This is a genomic window from Bradyrhizobium sp. KZN70725 (genome assembly GCF_055264925.1).
The window spans coordinates 97,118-114,760 of the sequence record NZ_JBUYWT010000022.1 but is presented as its reverse complement, the minus strand read 5'-3'; the positions used below and the strand labels follow the sequence as shown (position 1 = coordinate 114,760).

The 17,643-nt window shown below is 65.8% G+C and carries 13 protein-coding genes; 8 read left to right on the top strand and 5 right to left on the bottom strand.

Features of this window, described 5'->3' with window-relative positions:
- The first annotated feature begins 182 nt into the window (after positions 1–182).
- Complete coding sequence (locus ACZBJS_RS21860; protein ID WP_316395449.1) at positions 183–1,034, top strand: caspase family protein; 852 nt, start codon at positions 183–185, stop codon at positions 1,032–1,034.
- Between the two features lie 212 nt (positions 1,035–1,246).
- On the opposite strand, the gene ACZBJS_RS21855 is transcribed toward ACZBJS_RS21860, so the two are convergent.
- The 4 genes from ACZBJS_RS21855 to ACZBJS_RS21840 all read right to left on the bottom strand — a co-directional run bounded on the left by ACZBJS_RS21855 (position 1,247) and on the right by ACZBJS_RS21840 (position 8,023).
- Positions 1,247–2,125, bottom strand: coding sequence for an efflux RND transporter periplasmic adaptor subunit (locus ACZBJS_RS21855; RefSeq protein ID WP_316395450.1), 879 nt, complete (start codon positions 2,123–2,125; stop codon positions 1,247–1,249).
- A gap of 7 nt (positions 2,126–2,132) precedes the next feature.
- Complete coding sequence (locus ACZBJS_RS21850) at positions 2,133–3,026, bottom strand: alpha/beta fold hydrolase (protein ID WP_316395451.1); 894 nt, start codon at positions 3,024–3,026, stop codon at positions 2,133–2,135.
- Positions 3,027–3,403: 377 nt separating this feature from the next.
- Positions 3,404–5,842: an adenylate/guanylate cyclase domain-containing protein gene (locus tag ACZBJS_RS21845; protein ID WP_463439123.1), complete on the bottom strand. Its 2,439-nt coding sequence runs from the start codon at positions 5,840–5,842 to the stop codon at positions 3,404–3,406.
- 129 nt (positions 5,843–5,971) lie between these two features.
- A complete protein-coding gene (locus ACZBJS_RS21840) occupies positions 5,972–8,023 on the bottom strand; it encodes an AsmA family protein (protein WP_316395453.1) in 2,052 nt (683 codons plus the stop codon).
- A 211-nt stretch (positions 8,024–8,234) separates the two neighbouring features.
- On the opposite strand from ACZBJS_RS21840, the gene ACZBJS_RS21835 reads away from it, so the two are divergent.
- Positions 8,235–8,909 carry a Crp/Fnr family transcriptional regulator gene (locus tag ACZBJS_RS21835; protein WP_057021095.1) on the top strand — a complete coding sequence of 225 codons (675 nt, stop codon included), beginning with the start codon at positions 8,235–8,237 and terminating at the stop codon, positions 8,907–8,909.
- Between the two features lie 244 nt (positions 8,910–9,153).
- Here ACZBJS_RS21835 and ACZBJS_RS21830 read toward each other — a convergent pair whose 3' ends face one another.
- Entirely contained in the window at positions 9,154–10,014 is an 861-nt protein-coding gene (locus tag ACZBJS_RS21830; RefSeq protein WP_028335183.1) for an AraC family transcriptional regulator, read from the bottom strand.
- Positions 10,015–10,199: 185 nt separating this feature from the next.
- On the opposite strand from ACZBJS_RS21830, the gene ACZBJS_RS21825 reads away from it, so the two are divergent.
- From ACZBJS_RS21825 to ACZBJS_RS21800, 6 genes are all read left to right on the top strand, one after another.
- Positions 10,200–11,777, top strand: coding sequence for an ABC transporter substrate-binding protein (locus ACZBJS_RS21825; protein WP_463439122.1), 1,578 nt, complete (start codon positions 10,200–10,202; stop codon positions 11,775–11,777).
- A complete protein-coding gene (locus tag ACZBJS_RS21820) occupies positions 11,774–12,775 on the top strand; it encodes an ABC transporter permease (RefSeq protein ID WP_168859147.1) in 1,002 nt (333 codons plus the stop codon). The genes ACZBJS_RS21825 and ACZBJS_RS21820 overlap by 4 nt, the downstream gene beginning before the upstream one ends.
- Positions 12,775–13,608 carry an ABC transporter permease gene (locus ACZBJS_RS21815; RefSeq protein WP_057021099.1) on the top strand — a complete coding sequence of 278 codons (834 nt, stop codon included), beginning with the start codon at positions 12,775–12,777 and terminating at the stop codon, positions 13,606–13,608. Before ACZBJS_RS21820 ends, ACZBJS_RS21815 begins: the two co-directional genes overlap by 1 nt.
- The gene (locus ACZBJS_RS21810) at positions 13,605–15,293 is read left to right on the top strand and encodes a dipeptide ABC transporter ATP-binding protein (RefSeq protein WP_316395454.1); all 1,689 of its coding nucleotides are present in this window, start codon (positions 13,605–13,607) and stop codon (positions 15,291–15,293) included. The genes ACZBJS_RS21815 and ACZBJS_RS21810 overlap by 4 nt, the downstream gene beginning before the upstream one ends.
- Positions 15,290–16,591, top strand: a complete 1,302-nt coding sequence (locus tag ACZBJS_RS21805) for an ArgE/DapE family deacylase (protein WP_316395455.1) — start codon at positions 15,290–15,292, stop codon at positions 16,589–16,591. Before ACZBJS_RS21810 ends, ACZBJS_RS21805 begins: the two co-directional genes overlap by 4 nt.
- Positions 16,592–16,698: 107 nt before the next feature.
- Positions 16,699–17,334, top strand: coding sequence for a pyridoxamine 5'-phosphate oxidase family protein (locus ACZBJS_RS21800; RefSeq protein WP_076834761.1), 636 nt, complete (start codon positions 16,699–16,701; stop codon positions 17,332–17,334).
- Positions 17,335–17,643: the final 309 nt, after the last annotated feature.

Below are 17,643 nucleotides of genomic sequence, written 5' to 3'. Positions count from 1 at the left end.
AATTCGGGTTGCCCCGAGCGGCCGTCCGGGTTAAAGGAGCGTTTGTTGCGGCGCCGCAAATTGAGTTCAATTCAACGGCACACACACCTCAACCCCATTAAACCTGAACGTCTTTGACGCGACTAACTGGCGCGATCTTCGCTTGAGCGCCATCGGGATAAGAATTGGGACTTAGGAACGCTATGGACCTTAGGCAGCTTCGCATTTCCCGCCGCACCATCGCCGTCTGCGTGGCGGTGGCCGGCACGGTGTCGCTGGCGATTGGCGCCCATGCCGCGCTCAACAAGCGCACCCTCGATGTCGCTAAGGGTGGCGACAAGATCGCCCCCACCGAGCTGACCGGCAGCATTCCGGCAGGCACGTCCCGCCTCGCGCTGATCATCGGCAACGGCCATTATCCGGACGCCGCGGCGCCGCTGGCCCAGCCGATCAACGATGCCCGCACCCTGTCGTCGGCGCTGCGCCGCGAGGGCTTTGACGTCGACGTGGTCGAGGATGCGACCAAGGACGACATGTTCCGCGCGGTCGAGCGCATGAAGGCCAAGATCCGCCCCGACACCGTCGTGATGCTGTTCTTCGGCGGCTACGGCGTGCAGGTCGGCCGCGAGAGCTACATGATCCCGGTCGATGCCACGATCTGGAAGGAAGTCGACGTCAAGCGCACCGGCGTCAGCGTCGAGTCCGTGCTCGATGCGATGAAGGAGCGCGGCGCCAAGGCCAAGCTCGTCGTGCTCGACGCCTCGCGCCGCAATCCCTATGAGCGCCGCTTCCGCGCGTTCTCGCACGGCCTCGCCCCGATCAGCCCGCCGGAGAACACCATCGTGCTGAGCTCGGCAACGCCGGGCAAGGTCGCCGACGATAGCAAGGCGCCGAACAGCGTGCTGGTCTCCGAGCTGCTCAACAACCTCAACGCCCAGGCCGGCGCCGAAAGCGCCTTCAACAAGACCCGCGTCGCGATCTCGCGCGCCAGCGAAGGCGAGCAGGTGCCGAGCGTGTCGTCCTCGCTGCTGGAAGACATCAAGCTCGGCGGCTGAGCCCGACTCTTTCCCCACGTCGTCCCGGCGAAAGCCGGGACCCATAACCATAGCGCCGCATTGTTGAAGTGCACTGTGGCTACAGCTCTTCAGACAATTCACATTGGTGGTTATGGGTCCCGGGTCGCGCGGAGCCTGTCATCGGGCGGCGCTTTGCGCCGACCCGTTGGCTTGCCCGGGACGACACTGTCAGTGTGGCGTCGCCTACACCCCTATTTCGCATCCGCACTCGCACCCACCGGCCGCACCGGATCGCCCTCGCGCAGCAGTGCGCCGGCGCGGGCGACGACGATGTCGCCTTCCTGGATGCCGTCGCGGATCTCGACCTGGCCCGCCGACATCAATCCGGTCTCCACCCGCCGCGTCTCGACGCGGCCGCCGCGCACCACCTGCACCACGGTGCCGGCGGTGGAATAGAGGATCGCGGTCAGCGGCACCGCGACGCCGCAGCTCTGCCCGGTCTTGATCTGGGCGCGGCCGGACGAATTCACCAGCAGCCGCTTGTTCGCGCCGATGCCGATGAACACCTGGCCGAGCTGGCTGTTCGGCTCGACCGTCGGCGCGATCCGCCGCACCTTGCCATCGAGATCGCCGGCGCCGAGGACCTTGAGCTGCGCCGTCTGCTCGGTCTTCAGCTTGGCGATGTCGCGGGTCGGCACCATGCCGACCAGATCGTACTCGCTCTTGGCGATGATCGAGAACAGCGCGTCCTTGCCCGAGGCCGGGCTGCCTACAATCGCCGACGACGCGGAGATCGTGCCCGCCACCGGCGCCGTGACGTTGACCGAGTTGGCCCCATCGGTCAGCTTCGCAAGCACTTGGCCGGCGGTGACGGTGTCGCCGGGATCGACCATCACCTCCGCCACCTTCAAGCCGAAGCGCTCGGGCCGGATCTGCTGCTCATCGCGCGGCAGCACGATGCCCGAGACCTCGACGATATTGCCGAAGCAGAATTTCGAGGCCTTCAGCACAGTCACCGCCGCGCCCTTCGGCACGGCGTCGGCCTCGCCCGCGGCAAGCGTGGGAGAGGCCGCGAGCACGAGCAGCGCGGAGGCGGCAAGGGCTGGGGCGCGCGTGCGAGGCAAAATCATTGGCAAACTATTCCCAAAATGAGGGCCTCCTGAATACCAGATGCCGCCGGGCCGAACCAGCCGCCTGCGCTGCCTCGGCCGGCCCCGCATCCGCCGCCAGCTCCAGCTTCGCCAACTCCTGGGCGCGCCAGATATGCCGCAGGATCTCCGGGTTGACCCGATCGGCATGCGTCACCGGCAGCATGTGGCCGGCACCCGGCAGATGCCGCAGCTCGGCGCCATCGATCAGCGCGGCGAGTTTGGCGACAATACGCTGCGTCACACAGGGCGACAGCCCGCCCGAGATCAGCAGCGTCGGCACCTTCAAGGCACGCGCGGCTTCCGCCACGGCGTCGAGGTCGAGCGCGGCGCTGAAATCGCAAGGCAGCTTGTCGGCCTGCTCGATCATCCGCAGCCGCCCGCTCGGCGAGAACTGCTCGCGCGGCCCGGAGCCGGCCCAGAACGCGGTGAACGCCTCGACCGCCTCCATCACGGCGCCATCGACAATATCCCTTGAGACGATCTGCGCGATCCGCGCGAAGCGGTCGTACAGCCGCGCATCGGCAGGCGTGTCTCTGAGCAACGTAGGCAGGACGGGCTCGATCAGCGTAAGGCTGCGGATGTACTGCGCATAAGGCGTTGCCGTCGCCAGCCGAAACGCGATCGCCCCGCCATAGGAATGCCCGATCAGATGGAACGGCCCGTCGGCCCTGGTGAGCCAGGGCTCGAGCCGCGCAATCTCGCCATCCAGCGTCCGCGGCCAGTCGCGCCCGACGGCGGCAACGCCATAGCCGGAAATATCCGGCGCCATGAACCGGTCGCCGCCGAGCGCGGCCGCAAGCTTGGTCCATTGCCGTCCCGACCCCAGCGAGCAATGCAGCGCCACCACCGACGCCGTGTGCGTCCCATCCAAACCCGTCATCAAACCCATCCTGCTTGTTCTTGTTATCGCCGGACGCGCGTTCGCACGCGCCCGTCATGACGCGAGCGATGCGGGGGAGGGGTTATTCCTGGGACGGGTGGGAGGTGGTGGTGATCGTGATTGCGGAGGCAGTCAGATTCACCGGATGTTGATTTGAGGCTCGTGGCAATCGGCGCCCGGCCTTCCCTGCGCCCTCTCCTGTGTGAGGCTGGATTGATCGCATGACTCGGGCGCGATCGCGTCGCGAGGATGCGGGCGTGTGCTTCTCCCCTCGGGTCTATCCCTTGGCTGTTTGATAGTTGAATCAGAAACGGGGCCGCATATTCAGTGTCGTCCCGGCTTTCGCCGGGACGACGTGGGAGGGAGCCGTGTCTTGCCTATTCCGCCGCCGCTTCCGCTGATGGCTCGCCCTTCCAGCTCAGGATCTCCGCCGCCAGGATGGGATGATTGAATCCCTTCAGCACGAGGTCATCGATGGCGCGACCTTCGACGAAGGGCTCGACCATGCCGTAGACGCGGCGGCTTACCACGATCTGGCCGGCCTTGGCCTCGCCGCACAGGCGGGAGGCGAGGTTGGTGACGCTGCCGATCGCGGCATATTCCAGCCGCTGCTCGAAGCCGACCTGGCCGAGCGTGGCATAGCCGAGCGCAATGCCGATGCCGAAGCCGAGACTGTGCCCGCGGTTGCGCCACTTCTCGGTCAGCGGGCCGACCGTGTCGCGCATCTCCACCGCCATCTTCACGGCGCGCGCAGTGTGGTCCGCGAGCTGGATCGGCGCGTTGAACAGGATCATCACGCCGTCGCCGGCATATTTGTCGAGGGTGCCTTCATACTTGAAGATCAGCTTGCCGAGCGCGGCGTGATATTCGCGCAGCACGTTCATCGCCTCTTCCGGCTCGGTTGCCTCGGTGAAGGCGGTGAAGCCGCGCAGATCGCAGAACACCACGGTGACCTCGCGGCGGTGGCTGTCGAGCAGGCCCTCGGGATTGTCCGACGAGGCGATCAGCTGCGCCACCTGCGGCGCCAGGAAGCGCTCGAGCCGGCGGACGCGCTCGAGCTCGCCGAGCTGGGTCTCGACCCGCTGCTCCAGCGACTTGTTCCAGTCCTTGAGCGCTTCGGTCTGCTCGCGCAACTTGTCGGCCTGCTCGCGCACGGTGGCGTTGGCCTCTTCCAGCGCGTGGCTCTTCTGGTCCACCTCGGTGAACAGCCGCGCATTGCGCATCGCCAGCACCGCCTGGTGCGCAAAGGTCTTCATCAGGCCGATCAGGCTCGCCGGGAAGTCGCCGGCCGCCTTGCGCAGCACCACCAGCGCGCCGAGCACGCCCTGCTGATCGACCAGCGGCACCACGAGCACCGAGTGGAAGCCGGCGCCGACCACGACATCGCGCAGCGGATGATTTGGCTGGTCGGTGAGATCCGGGAACGCCAGCGGCTCGCCCTTCGCGGCGGCTTCGCCGAGCGGGCTGCTGTTCGCCGCATCGATCGCGCGATGATGGCCTTCGGTCGCAGCGTCGATGCCGATCGATTGCGTCAGGTTAAAGCTGCGTTGCGCGGCGTCATAGCCATAGATCAGCACGGCGTCGGCATGGGTGATCTCGAGCGCGCGGGCGCCGACCGTCGGCAGCACCGCATTGAGGTCGAGCGAGGACGCCACCGCGCGGCCGACCTCCTCCAGCACCTTCAGCTCGTTGATCGATTGCGCGAGGTCGCGGGTGCGCTCCTTCACCTTGGCCTCGAGGTCGGAATAGGTCTCGGCAAGCTGGGTGGCCATGCTGTTGAACTGGCCGGCGAGCTCCTCCAGCTCATCGGATGTCTTCACCTCGATGCGATGGCCGAAATCGCCGGCGCCGAGGCGCCGCGCGCCGGTGCGCAGCGCGGTGATCGGCTCCAGCATGCGGCGCGCCAGGATCGTGCCGGCGATGATCGCGACCACGAGGCCGAGCGCGATCAGAAGCGCGATGCGCACCAGCTGGTCGCGGATCGGCGACAGCGCCTGCGCGGTCGGCTGCTCATAGAACACGTGCCAGCCGAGGTTCGGCGCGGCCGTTGCTGTCGTCAGCACCGCGTTGCCGTCGACATCCTCGCCGGAGACGATCGGCCTGCCGCTAGGCGACAGCACCGCGGCGACCTGCGGCAGCGCGGCGAGGTCCTTGCCGACCTCCGGACCCTTCGACGAGCTCGCCAGCACGCGGCCCTTGCCGTCGACGACATAGGCATGAGCGAGGCGGCCGACCTGGGAGTCGCCGAAATAGTCATTGAGGAAGCGCAGGTCGATCTCGGCCATGGTGACGCCGGCATTGAAGCCGGAATGCTGCTCGCCGATCGACATGAACGGCCGCCCGTCGCGAAAATACGCCGGCGCGTAGGCGGTGCCGCGGGCGATGGTCTCGGTGAATCTGACATCGCGGGAGAAGTCGGCGTTGGAGTTCACGGTGGTGGTCTGGCGCGACAGCCGCAGCAGCTCGCGGCCCTGGCCGCTGATCAGGCTGAGCTGACTCACCGCCGGCACCTGGCCGAGCAACTGCGCGTAGTCGGCGCGGCGCAGCTCGATCGTGTTGGAGGAGGCGCGGGTGACCCAGGAGATTTGCCGCTCGAGGTCGGAGATCGCCTGCTCGATGCGCTTGGCGGTGGCGTCCGCCTTCTCGCTCATCGCGTCCGTCAGCGTGCCCTTGATGCCGCGGTAGCTGATCCAGGTCTCGAGCGCGCCGTTGACCGCCAGCACGAACACGACGAGGCCAACCAGCGCGAGGACATATTTGGCGAACAGGCCGCCGCGCAGGAACCAGTTCTTGCCCTTGTCCGTAGCCGCGTTCATCCAGCCTCGTCCGGCCCCCAATCGGGTGCGCCGCATGATCCGCCGCTATTTAGCACGGATCGGCGGGGCGGGGCCGCCGCTCGGGCCGCATGGTTATCCCTTCATATCGGCGGGGGATATCCGGGAATATCAGCGATTGAACAGCTGACGCAGCACGTCCTTCATCGCCGGACTGTCGTGCTGCTCGGCGGTCTCGCCGGGCGGAGGGGGCGGTGGCGGCGGGGCCTGGTCGGGGGCCGGCGGCGCGGGCTGGCTCAGGTCGCGGCTCGGGCGCGATGCGTTGCTCTGGTTGAGGGTGGAAAGGCCCTGCTGCAGCAAATTGCCGATGGTGTCGCCAAGCCGCCCGCCGAGCGGGTTGCTCTGGCCGGCGCCGCCGCCCTGGCCGCTGCTGCCGGGCTGCGCGCCGCCGCCCTGCACGCCGTTGAGCAGATTGGTCAGCCCGTTGATGCCCTGACTCAGCCCTTGGCCGTTCGCCCCGAACAGGCCCTTGCCCATCTCCTTGAGCTTGGCATAGGCCGCCTGCGGATTGTCGAGCATGCCCTGCATCTCCGGATAGATCCGCGGCGATACCCAGGGTCCCTCAAGCATCACGGGGATGCCGAGGCCGACCGGATTGCCGGCGCGGCCCTGGCCTTCGGTGGTCATCACGAGCTGCGGCTCGACGCGGAACCCGATCTGGCGGGTGTTGAGGTCGATGGTGCCGACCCCGGTCATCTTCACCAGCGGGCCGATCAGGTTGAGATCAGTGGTGACGGCTTGGCCCTTGTCGACCTTGAACGAGGCCGAGAGCTGGCTGAGATCGGTCGACAGCTCTTGGCTCTCCTGCCAGCCCGACAACGTGCTGGTGGTGAGGTTGCGGATCATCTGCGCCACGTTGAGGCCGAGGATCTTGCCGTCCTGGAACACGACGAAGGCGGTGCCGGCGAGATTGCCGACGATGGCGCGCTCGCTGCTGCCTTGCGAGGTCAGCGCGATCTTGGCCTGCATCTTGCCGTCGAGCTTGTCGAACTCGGCGAGGCTCTTCAGCACCGGCAGCGCGCGCGCGCCGGCGAGGTCGAGCCGCAGCGCGTAGGTTGGATTCGGAGCTCGCGCGTCGATGGTGACGTCGCCATCGGCGGTGCCCTCATAGGCGCCGAGACTGGCGAACCGGCCCTTCAGCACGCCGCTGTCGATGGACGCATCGATTGCCGCCTGCGTGAAGCGGCCGTCGCCGATCACGAGCTCCGCCGCCGAGATGCGCGCCTGTGCGTCGACATAGTTGAGCCCGGCAAGATCGACCGACGCGTTGCTCCACGTATTCGTACCCAGCGGCTGCGTGGAGCCGGCCTGCCCCGGCGGCATCGCGATCGCAATGTGCTGGAAGTCGAGATCGAGCTTCACCAGCGGCTTGTTGCTGGCGAAATCGACCGAGGCCCAGCCGGTGAAGCCGCCGTCGCCGAGCGTGCCGGAGACGCCGTTGAACATCACCACCGTGCCGTTCAGCCGCGCTTCCGCATTCGCCTTGATCGCCGCGGGCAACAGGCCGGGCGCATCGATGCTGAATTCGGCCGGCACGCTCTGACGCTCCAGCGGTGCTTGCGGCGCGGTGGCGCGGATCTCGAATTTCAGCGGCTTGTCGTCGGCGCGTGCGTCACCCGTGACGACGATCTTGCGGTCGTCGCCGATGGTCGCGTCCGCATCGAGCGTCTCGATCCGGCTCTCGATCCGGTCGCGCACATTGGCGAAGACGATGGTACCGCCGCTGACGCTGACATGCCGGATCGTGATGCCGCCGCCGTCGGACGCGGAGGATTTCGCCGGCGGATTGTGGTCGCGGGTGCGCTCGCGCTGCAGCGGCAGGTTGATCACCGGCTTGACGATCGAAAGGTCGGTGATGTCGGGTCGGCCCGACCACAGGCTCGACAGCGTCATCTCGGCCTCGACGCTGCTTGCCGCGAACCGGTTGTTGACGTCGCGTCCGCGCGGGTCCTGCAGCACGACGTCGCTCAGCGTCAGATTGATCTTCGGCCAAAGGCCGATCTTGGCGCCGCCCTTGATGGTGAGCTTGTAGCCGGTCTCGCGCTCGACCCGATCGGTGATGGTCGATGTGAGGAACGAGGACGGGATCCCGACCACGGCCACCAATGCGATGATCACGATCACGGCAGCGATGGCGGCCCCGGCGAATTTCAGTGCTCTCATGTCGCTGTTCCAGGCCGGGCAAGCGGGGTTCCGTTGCAGAAAGTCGCGGCCGATCAAACGAGTTTATCCCGCAAGCAGGATCTGGCTCCAATGACCGGAAAAATAATCCGTTACCGCATGAACTTATGTGACCTCTCCCACACTCTTATGAGGGTGATTTTTGCTAACCGGGCGTCAGGGGACTGCTCGGAAGGATTTGGAAGGCAGTACAATGAGCAAACAGGCCGAATTTGCGGTCATTCTGAAGATGAATCCGATGTTCGCCGATCTCGGTGCGGACGAGTTGCAGCGGCTTTCCGGCCTCTGCCACACCCAGCAACTCGCGACCGGTGAGGTGCTGTTCCAGAAAGGCGATCCCGGCGATGCCCTGTTTGGGGTCCGCCGCGGCCAGATTCGGATCGAGACCGGTGCTTCCGACGGCAGCCGGCTCACACTGAACTTCATGGGATCCGGCGACCTGTTCGGCGAAGTCGCCGTGCTCGACGGTCAGGACCGCACCGCGGATGCGACCGCGGGCGAGCCCAGCGAACTATTCGTGTTGCGGCGGCAGGATTTCCTCGGCTTCCTCGAGCGCGAGCCGAAGGTTGCGGTCAGGCTGATCGAATTGCTGTGCCAGCGAATTCGTTGGCAGAGCGAGCGGATGGAAGAATCCGTGCTGCAGCCTTTGCCGGTCCGCCTCGCACGGCGGCTGTGCGCGCTGGCCGAGGATTTCGGTTCCGAGGTGCACATCTCGCAGGAACAGCTCGGCATCTTCGTCGGCGCCGCGCGCGAAAGCGTCAACCGGCAGCTGCAGACCTGGCGCAAGGACGGCATCGTCGACCTGCAACGCGGCCGGATCATGCTGCACAACATGACCAAGCTGACCGCGGTCGCCCGCAACGACTAGAGCGGACTGCATGCAACGCGCGCGGGAAGATTCAATTCTCTCGCGTGCTTTGCTTGCGGATGTTGACGCACTCCTGCCTAAAAGACGTGCTTGCATGATGAGGCCGGTACCGCTTTCATCCGGCCGCCGGTCCTTGGGGTGACACCCAGCCTTGCTGGCCTCACGCCATCCACCTGCAAACCCCTGCGGTCTCTCCCGTTGACCGCAGGGGTTTTGCATTTCGATAGATGCGTGACGCGAGCGCCTACCGCATCACCACTTCGGGATCGGCCCAGCGCAGATACTGGCGCGGCGCGGCGCCGAGCTCGCGCTTGAACATCGCGGCGAAAGCGCTCGGACTTTCATAGCCGACGTCGAGCGCAACGCAGGTGACGGCCTCGCCGGCGCCGAGCCGCGCCAGCGCTTCGAGCAGCCGCACCCGCTGGCGCCAGGCCGCAAAGCTCTGGCCGGTCTCACGCCGGAACAGACGCGTCAGCGTCCGCCGGCTGAGCTGGCAGCGATCGGCCCATTCGTCGAGCGTGAGATCGGAACTCGGATCGACCAGCACGGCTTCGCAGATCGCGGCGAGCCGCGGATCGGGCGGCACCTGCACATGCAGCGACACTTCCGGCATCCTGCCGATCTCGTCGAGCAGGAAATCGACCAGCCTGCCGTCGCGCCCTTCCGGATCGTAACGGGTCGGCATGTGCACCGCTTCTTCCATCAACGCCTCGACCAGCGCGGAGACTTTGATCAGGCGGCATGTCGCCGGAGCATTCCTGATGCGGTCAGGCGTGACATAGATGGTCTGGATCTCGACCTCGCCCCATGCCCGCGACTGGTGCGCGACGCCGGCCGGAATCCACAGGCCGTGGCCGGGCGGCACGACGAAATGGCCGCGCTCGGTCATCATCGAGGTCACGCCCGCGGTCTGCAGGATGAATTGATCGCGTCGGTGCGCGTGCCGCGCGCTGGTGCTTTCGTTCGGATAGGAGGCCGCCATCGCCGCGAGCGGCCGTTCGACCTGTTGCAGCTGTCCGGCATAGTGCGCGGCGGCTGCGGGACCCGATTGCTTGCGGCAAACGCGCAAGCCGGTGGTGTCATTTCGTCGCGCTGCGACTTTCAAGTGTCGTGAGCTCCTGATCGATCGTCGTTTTCGCAGGGTGCTCATGCATCTTCCGGGCCACTTGGCCCGATCGCGATGGTTGTTGTCCCCCTTCAGGTAGCGCGGGATATGGCGTTTGGCAACAATGCCTCACCCCGCGGCATTCGCCGAAATCGAATGTGCGAGCGCGGAGACGGAGAGGTCCGATGAACAGACGCGAATTCACCAAGGCAATGCTGGCCTGCGGTGCAGCCATCCCGTTCGGCATCACGCGGGCGGCGGGCCAGACCCGCGGTGGGACGCTCAACACCATCATCCAGCCCGAGCCGCCGGTCCTGGTGACCGCGCTGAACCAGCAGCAGCCGACCTTGACGCTCGGCGGCAAGATTTACGAAGGCCTGCTGAAATACGGCGCCGATCTCAAGCCGATGCCGGCCATGGCGCAGTCCTGGGAGATCTCGCCCGACGGCCTGACCTATACGTTCAAGCTGTTTCCGGGCATCACCTTCCACGACGGCAAGCCGATGACCTCGGAGGACGTGGTCTTCAGCTGCATGAAGCTGCTGGTGGAGACGCATCCGCGCGCACGGCAAAATTTCGCCCGCGTGGCGTCGGCGGAGGCGCCCGATCCGCTCACCGTCGTGTTCAAATTGAAGCAGCCGTTCGCGCCCTTCATCGGCTGCTTCGATTGCACGTCTGCACCGATCGTACCCAAGCACATCTATGACGGCACCGACTACCGCAAGAACCCGGAGAACGACAAGGCGATCGGCACCGGCCCCTTCAAGCTGAAGGAATGGGTGCGCGGCTCGCATGTTCATCTCGTCCGCCACGACGGCTACTATCAGAAGGACCAGCCCTATCTCGACGAGATCGTCTACCGCGTGATTCCGGATGCGGCCTCGCGCGCGCTGGCGCTCGAGAACGGCACGGTGCAGCTCGTGCAATGGTCCGACGTCGAATTCTATGACGTGCAGCGCTTCAAGGCGCAGAAGAACCTCGAATTCACCACCAGGGGCTACGAGTATTTCGCGCCGCATCAGTGGCTCGAAATGAACAACCGCATCGCGCCGATGAACGACAAGCGGTTCCGGCAGGCGGTGATGCACCTGATCGATCGCGAGGCGTTCAGCAAGCGGGTCTATTTCGGCAATGCCAAGGTGGCGACCGGGCCGATCTCCTCGAAGACGCGGTTCTACGATCCGAACGTGAAGCGCTACGAGTTCTCGGTCGACAAGGCCAAGGCCCTGCTCGACGACATGGGATTGAAGCCTGGCGCCAACGGCAAGCGGGCCGAGATCAAGTACATCGTGCCGCCCTATGGCGAAGTCTATCAGCGCTCCGGTGAGTTCTTCCGCCAGAGCTTCGCGCGGGTCGGCATCGATCTCGTGCTTGTCGGCACCGACATGGCGGGCTGGGCCGAAAAGGTCGGCAACTGGGACTATGAGATGACCCAGAATCTGCTCTACCAGCTCGGCGATCCCGCGCTCGGCGTTGCCCGCACCTACGTCTCGTCGAACATCAAGAAGGGCATCCTGTTCTCCAACACGCAGGGCTATTCGAATCCCGAAGTCGACAAATTGTTCGAGGAGGCCGCGGTGACGCTCGACGAGGCCAAGCGCCAGGAGCTCTACAGCAAGGTCCAGCAGATCCTGGTCGAGGATGTGCCGGTGGCCTGGACGCTCGAGATCGAATATCCCATCATCTACGACAAGGCGTTCAAGAACATCGTGACGACGGGCATCGGCTCGCACGAAACCTTCGGGTCGGTCTACAAATCGTGACCCGGCTCGGCAGCGCCGCGGCGATCGGACTTCAGGCGGTCAGCCGCATCGCCCAGCTCGTCGCCGTGATCCTCGTCATCGCGACGTTCAACTTCGTGCTGGTGCGCGCCGCGCCCGGCGATCCGGCCCAGGTCATGGCCGGGCAATCCGGCGCGTCCGATCCAAAACTGCTCGACGACCTGCGCAAGGAATATGGCCTCGACAAGCCATATTTCGTGCAGCTCGTGAGCCACCTCGGCCGCGTCATCAGGCTCGACCTCGGCTATTCCTATCGCCAGCGTCGTCCGGTCGTTGATCTGATCCTCGAACGGCTGCCGGCGACGCTGCTGCTGACCGTCACGGCGTTTTGCCTCGCGCTCCTGATCGGCACCGCGCTCGGCGCGCTGGCCGGGCTCGCGGCCGGCAGCGTGCTCGACACGGTGTTCACCGTGCTCTCGCTCGTGCTCTACGCGACGCCGGTGTTCTGGCTCGGCCTGATGCTGGTGCTGGTGTTCTCGGTGACGCTCGGCTGGTTGCCGCCGTTCGGTTACGAGACCATCAACGTCCAGCTCTCGCCGGTCGAGCATGCGCTCGACATCATGAAACACATGATCATGCCGGTCACGTCGCTGGCGGCGATCTATCTGGCGATCTATGCGCGGCTGATGCGATCCTCGATCATCGAGGTCGCGCAGCAGGATTTCATCAAGACCGCGCGCGCCAAGGGCTTGTCCGGAACGCGCATCGTGGTCGGCCACATGCTGCGCAATGCGCTGGTGCCGGTCGTCACCGTCGCCGGCATGCAGGCCGGCGCGCTGGTCGGCGGCGCTGTGGTGATCGAGACGGTGTTTGCCTGGCCGGGCCTTGGCCGCTTGACCTTCGAGGCACTGTTGCAGCGCGACTATCCGGTCCTGCTCGGCATCTTCCTGATCCTCTCGATCGTCGTGATCGCGCTCAACCTGCTCACCGACCTGGTCTACCGGTTGATTGATCCCCGCATGACCACGGGAGCGGCGTGATGGACACGGTGCGCGCCTTCCTGCGTCATCCGAGCGGAATGATCGGCCTCGTCCTGCTGCTCGTCGTTGTTGTCGTCGCGATCGTTGCGCCGATCGCGTTTCCGGTCTCGCCCTGGGAGATGGTCGGCGCGCCGTTCACGCCGCCCGGCGAGGACGGATTATGGCTCGGCGGCGATACGCTCGGCCGCGACGTCGCCGCCGGCGTCGCCTATGGCGCACGCGTGTCGCTCCTGATCGGCATCGCCTCAGCGCTCGCGGCGATGGCGATCGGCGTCGTGATCGGCGCGATCTCAGGCTATTTCGGCGGCAAGGTCGATCTGGTGCTGATGCGGATGACGGAATTGTTCCAGACCATTCCAGCCTTCGTGCTGGCCATCCTGCTGGTCGCGACCTTCAATCCGTCGCTGCTCACGATCATCCTGACCATCGGCGCGGTGAGCTGGCCGCCGCTGGCGCGGCTCACGCGCGCCGAATTCCTCCGTCTGCGGCACCGCGAATTCGTCGAGGCCGCGCTGTGCCAGGGCGAACGCACCTGGCGCATCGTGCTCGGCCATATCCTGCCGAACGCGATCTCGCCGATCCTGGTGGTGACGTCGCTGACGGTTGCCACTGCGATCCTGCTGGAAAGCGCGCTGTCCTTCATGGGGCTCGGCGATCCCAATCTGATGTCGTGGGGCTTCATGATCGGCGCGGGCCGCACCGTGATCCGGAACGCGTGGTGGATGAGCGTGTTTCCCGGCCTCGCCATCCTCGTCACCGTGCTGGCGATCAACCTGTTCGGCGAGGGACTGTCTGATGTCCTCAACCCGCGCGTCTCGAGGCGCCGCTCATGAGCGAAGCCATGCAGTCCGGTGCGCCTGTTCTTGCCGTCGATGGTCTCTCGATCGCGCTCCCCGAGGGCGGTGATCGGCCCTTCGCGGTCGAGAACGTCTCCTTTGAGATCAAGCCAAACGAAGTGGTTTGCCTGGTCGGTGAGTCCGGCTCCGGCAAGTCGATGATCGCGCATGCGGTGCTGTCGCTGTTGCCGCGGGGCGTCGACATCGCGTCCGGCGCCGTGGCGGTCGCAGGGCAGGATCCGTCGAAGCTCGACGGCCGCGCTCTCCGCAAGCTGCGCGGCGGCAACGCCGCGATGATCTTTCAGGAGCCGTTGTCTTCGCTCAATCCGCTGAAGCGCGTCGGCAGGCAGATCGAGGAGATGATCCTGGCGCACCAGCGGCCTGCGCCCTCGGCGACCGAACTCCGCGAGCGGGTGCTGACGCTGCTGACCCAGGTCGGACTGCCGAATCCGCAGCTGCTGGAAAAGAGCTACCCGTTTGAGCTTTCCGGTGGCCAGCGCCAGCGCGTGATGATCGCGATGGCGATGGCCAACCGCCCCGAGCTCCTGATCGCAGACGAGCCGACGACCGCGCTCGATGTCACGACCCAGCGCCAGATCCTGCGCCTGATTGACGATCTCCGGCGCGAGCGCGGCATGGGCGTGCTGCTGATCACCCATGATTTCGGCGTTGTCGCCGACGTTGCCGATCGCGTCGTGGTGCTGCGCCATGGCAAGGTGGTCGAGCAGGGCACGGCCAGCGAGGTGCTTCGCAATCCGCAGGCCGCCTACACGCGCGAACTGATCGACGCGGTTCCGAAGGCGCGCCTCGCCGACATCCACGAGGCCATCCTGCGTCCCGAGCCGCTGCTCGAGGTCATCGGCCTGCAAAAGACCTTTCGGGTCAAGCGCGGCTGGCTGCAGCCGCCACGCGAGGTGACCGCCGCTGATGGCATCTCACTGACGCTGCACGAGGGCGAGACGCTTGCGGTGGTCGGTGAATCCGGTTCCGGCAAGTCGACGCTCGGGCGCATGATCATGCGGCTCACCGAACCTGACGCCGGCGCCATCCGCTTTGGCGGCGCGGATCTCCGGCAGCTGCGCGGCGAGGCGTTGCGCCAGGCGCGGCGCCAGCTCCAGATCGTGTTCCAGGATCCGTTTGCCAGTCTCGATCCGCGCCAGAAGGTCGGCGATGCCATCGCGCGCGGACCGATGGCCTATGAGACGTCGCGGGCCGAGGCGATGGCCCAGGCGAACAAGCTCCTGGTGCGGGTCGGCCTGTCGGCGACCGCCGCCGATCGCTACCCGCACGAGTTCTCGGGCGGCCAGCGCCAGCGCATCTGCATCGCGCGGGCGCTGGCGCTGAAGCCGCGGGTTCTGATCGCCGACGAGGCGGTGTCGGCGCTGGACGTCTCGGTGCAGGCCCAGGTGCTGGCGCTGCTCGCCGAGCTGCGCCAGGAGATGCGGCTTGCGATGATCTTCATTACACACGATTTGCGGATCGCCGCCGAGATCGCCGACCGCGTCATCGTCCTGCAAAAGGGGCGTATCGTCGAGGAAGGCACCACCGCCGAAGTGTTCACCGCGCCGCGCCAGGCCTACACTCGCGATCTGCTCGACGCGGTTCCCGGGCGCGATTTCTTCGACCAGCCGGGCTTTGCGGCCGTGGCCGTTACACGCCCCACAGCAAGGATCAATTCATGACCGACAGCCGTTCAGTTCCCCTTCCGGCCGGCGCGCGCGAGCGCATCGAGGCGGCTGTCGACGCCGCCTTCGAGCAGCAGCTCGCGACCACGATCGCCTTCTCGTCGATTCCCAGCACGCGCGGCCAGGAAGGTCCGTGCCAGGACATGTTCGCGAAGCTGCTGCGCGAGCGCGGCTATGAGGTCGACGACTGGGTCATCAATCAGGACGAGCTGAAGACCTTGCCCGGCTACGGACCGGTCGAGACCGATTTTTCCCGCGCGCGGACCGTCGTCGGCACCTATCGGCCGGCGCGCGAGGAGGGGCGTTCGCTGATCCTTCAGGGGCATTGCGACGTGGTGCCGGTCGGGCCGCTCGACATGTGGGAGCGGCCGCCGTTCCAGCCGGTGGTCGAGGACGGCTGGCTCTATGGCCGCGGCACCGGCGACATGAAGTCGGGCACCATTGCCGCGCTCTACGCGCTCGATGCGGTGAAGGCCGCGGGCTTTGCGCCGAAGGGCCGCATCCATCTGCAATCCGTGATCGAGGAGGAGAGCACCGGTCTCGGCGCGCTCTCGACGTTGCAGCGAGGTTACCGTGCCGATGCCTGCCTGCTGCCGGAGCCGACCGAGGAACGGCTGATGCGAGCCCAGGTCGGCGTGATCTGGTTTCGCCTGAAGGTTCGCGGAATCCCGGTCCATGTTGCGCGCGCCGGCACCGGCTCCAACGCTATCCGCGCCGCCTATCATCTGATCGGCCATCTCGACACGCTCGAGGCGGAGTGGAACGAACGTGCCAAGTCGCATCGCCATTTCGGCGCGGTGCATCACCCGCTCAACTTCAATCCCGGCATCATCAAGGGCGGCGATTGGGCCTCCAGCGTGCCGGCGTGGTGCGACGTCGATTGCCGGATCGGAATCCTGCCGGGATGGAAAATCGCCGACTGCCAGGCCGAGATCGTCGAGTGCGTGACCAAGGCTGCCAGGGCCCATCCGTTCCTCGCCAACAATCCGCCAGAGATCGTCTGGTCCGGCTTCCTGTCGCCGGGCTATGAAGCGACCGAGGTGCAGGAGAGCGAGGCGGTCCTCGGCTCGGTCTACGAGCATGTGTTCGGGCGCAAGCTGACGGATTTTCCCTCGACCGCGCTGACGGATGCGCGCTTCTATGGCCTGGATTATGGTGTTCCCGCATTCTGCTTCGGCGCCAGGATGGAGAACGCGCACGGCTTCAATGAACGGGTCCAGCTCGATTCGCTGAAGAAGGTGACCAAGGCCTACGCCCTCTTCGTCGCGAGCTGGTGCGGGATCGACGCGGTATAGAGCATGATCCGGAAAAGTGCGAAGCGGTGTTCCCTCGCGACAAACGCGGAGCGTTTGCGCGGAGATCATGCTCAACGAATTGAGACAAACCAAACGGGAGGTTCGCTATGGGTGACCAGAGTGCGGGCGGCAAGCCGCCGGTCAAATCGCACGAGGATCTTCGTGCGCATTTCGGGCAATTGAGCCCGCTCGCCGAGAAAAAGGTGCTCTATCATCTCGACAAGTTCTGCCGCGACTTCATCGCGCTGTCGCCGTTCCTCGTCATCGCTTCCAGCGACGGCAAGGGTCATGCCGACGCCAGCCCGCGCGGCGATGCGCCGGGCTTCGTCTCCGTGCTCGACGACAAGACGCTGCTGATCCCGGATCGGCGCGGCAACAACCGGGTCGATACGTTCGGCAATATCATCGCGTCGCCCGGGATCGGGCTGATCTTCATGGTGCCCGGCATCAACGAAACGCTGCGCGTCAACGGGCGGGCCGAAATCTCGCAGGAGGCGGATCTGTTGACGCCGCTGACGGTGCAGAACGTCACGCCGATCATCGGGCTCAAGGTGCATGTCGATGAGACCTACTTCCACTGCGGCAAGGCACTAATGCGCTCGAAGCTCTGGAATCCCGCCGCGCAAGTCGAGCGCCACAGCTTTCCGACGCTCGGCCGGATCATCGCCGAGCAGACCGCCGCGATCGAGGTCGAAGTCGCCGAGAAGGCGATGGAAGAGGCCTATCGGACGCGGCTGTATTAGAACTTGAGATCACCCGCATGCGCAGGCGATGACACCGCCTGGTGTAACGCCCTGAATCGATATCCTTCCTTACCGTCGTCCCTGCGAAAGCAGGGACCCATAACCACAGCTGCCAATCGTTGGGCGATGCTGGAACGACGAGTCGCTGCAACAAGGTCCGCCGCGGCGTATGGGTCCCTGCTCCCGTGCGCAATTGCGCACCAGGCAGGGACGACGTGTTGGAGGAGTCGTAGACTCACACCACGATTTCGGAATAATGGAAAAATATCGCTGATTTGCCCGACGTGTCAAGTCGCCGTGTCGGATTCG

What these genes read in the sequence shown, in the direction of transcription:
- ACZBJS_RS21860 (WP_316395449.1), top strand. Translation starts at nt 183, where the DNA reads ATGGACCTTAGGCAGCTTCGCATTTCCCGCCGCACCATCGCCGTCTGC.
- ACZBJS_RS21855 (WP_316395450.1), bottom strand. Translation starts at nt 2,125, where the DNA reads ATGATTTTGCCTCGCACGCGCGCCCCAGCCCTTGCCGCCTCCGCGCTG.
- ACZBJS_RS21850 (WP_316395451.1), bottom strand. Translation starts at nt 3,026, where the DNA reads ATGACGGGTTTGGATGGGACGCACACGGCGTCGGTGGTGGCGCTGCAT.
- ACZBJS_RS21845 (WP_463439123.1), bottom strand. Translation starts at nt 5,842, where the DNA reads ATGAACGCGGCTACGGACAAGGGCAAGAACTGGTTCCTGCGCGGCGGC.
- ACZBJS_RS21840 (WP_316395453.1), bottom strand. Translation starts at nt 8,023, where the DNA reads ATGAGAGCACTGAAATTCGCCGGGGCCGCCATCGCTGCCGTGATCGTG.
- ACZBJS_RS21835 (WP_057021095.1), top strand. Translation starts at nt 8,235, where the DNA reads ATGAGCAAACAGGCCGAATTTGCGGTCATTCTGAAGATGAATCCGATG.
- ACZBJS_RS21825 (WP_463439122.1), top strand. Translation starts at nt 10,200, where the DNA reads ATGAACAGACGCGAATTCACCAAGGCAATGCTGGCCTGCGGTGCAGCC.
- ACZBJS_RS21815 (WP_057021099.1), top strand. Translation starts at nt 12,775, where the DNA reads ATGGACACGGTGCGCGCCTTCCTGCGTCATCCGAGCGGAATGATCGGC.
- ACZBJS_RS21810 (WP_316395454.1), top strand. Translation starts at nt 13,605, where the DNA reads ATGAGCGAAGCCATGCAGTCCGGTGCGCCTGTTCTTGCCGTCGATGGT.
- ACZBJS_RS21805 (WP_316395455.1), top strand. Translation starts at nt 15,290, where the DNA reads ATGACCGACAGCCGTTCAGTTCCCCTTCCGGCCGGCGCGCGCGAGCGC.
- ACZBJS_RS21800 (WP_076834761.1), top strand. Translation starts at nt 16,699, where the DNA reads ATGGGTGACCAGAGTGCGGGCGGCAAGCCGCCGGTCAAATCGCACGAG.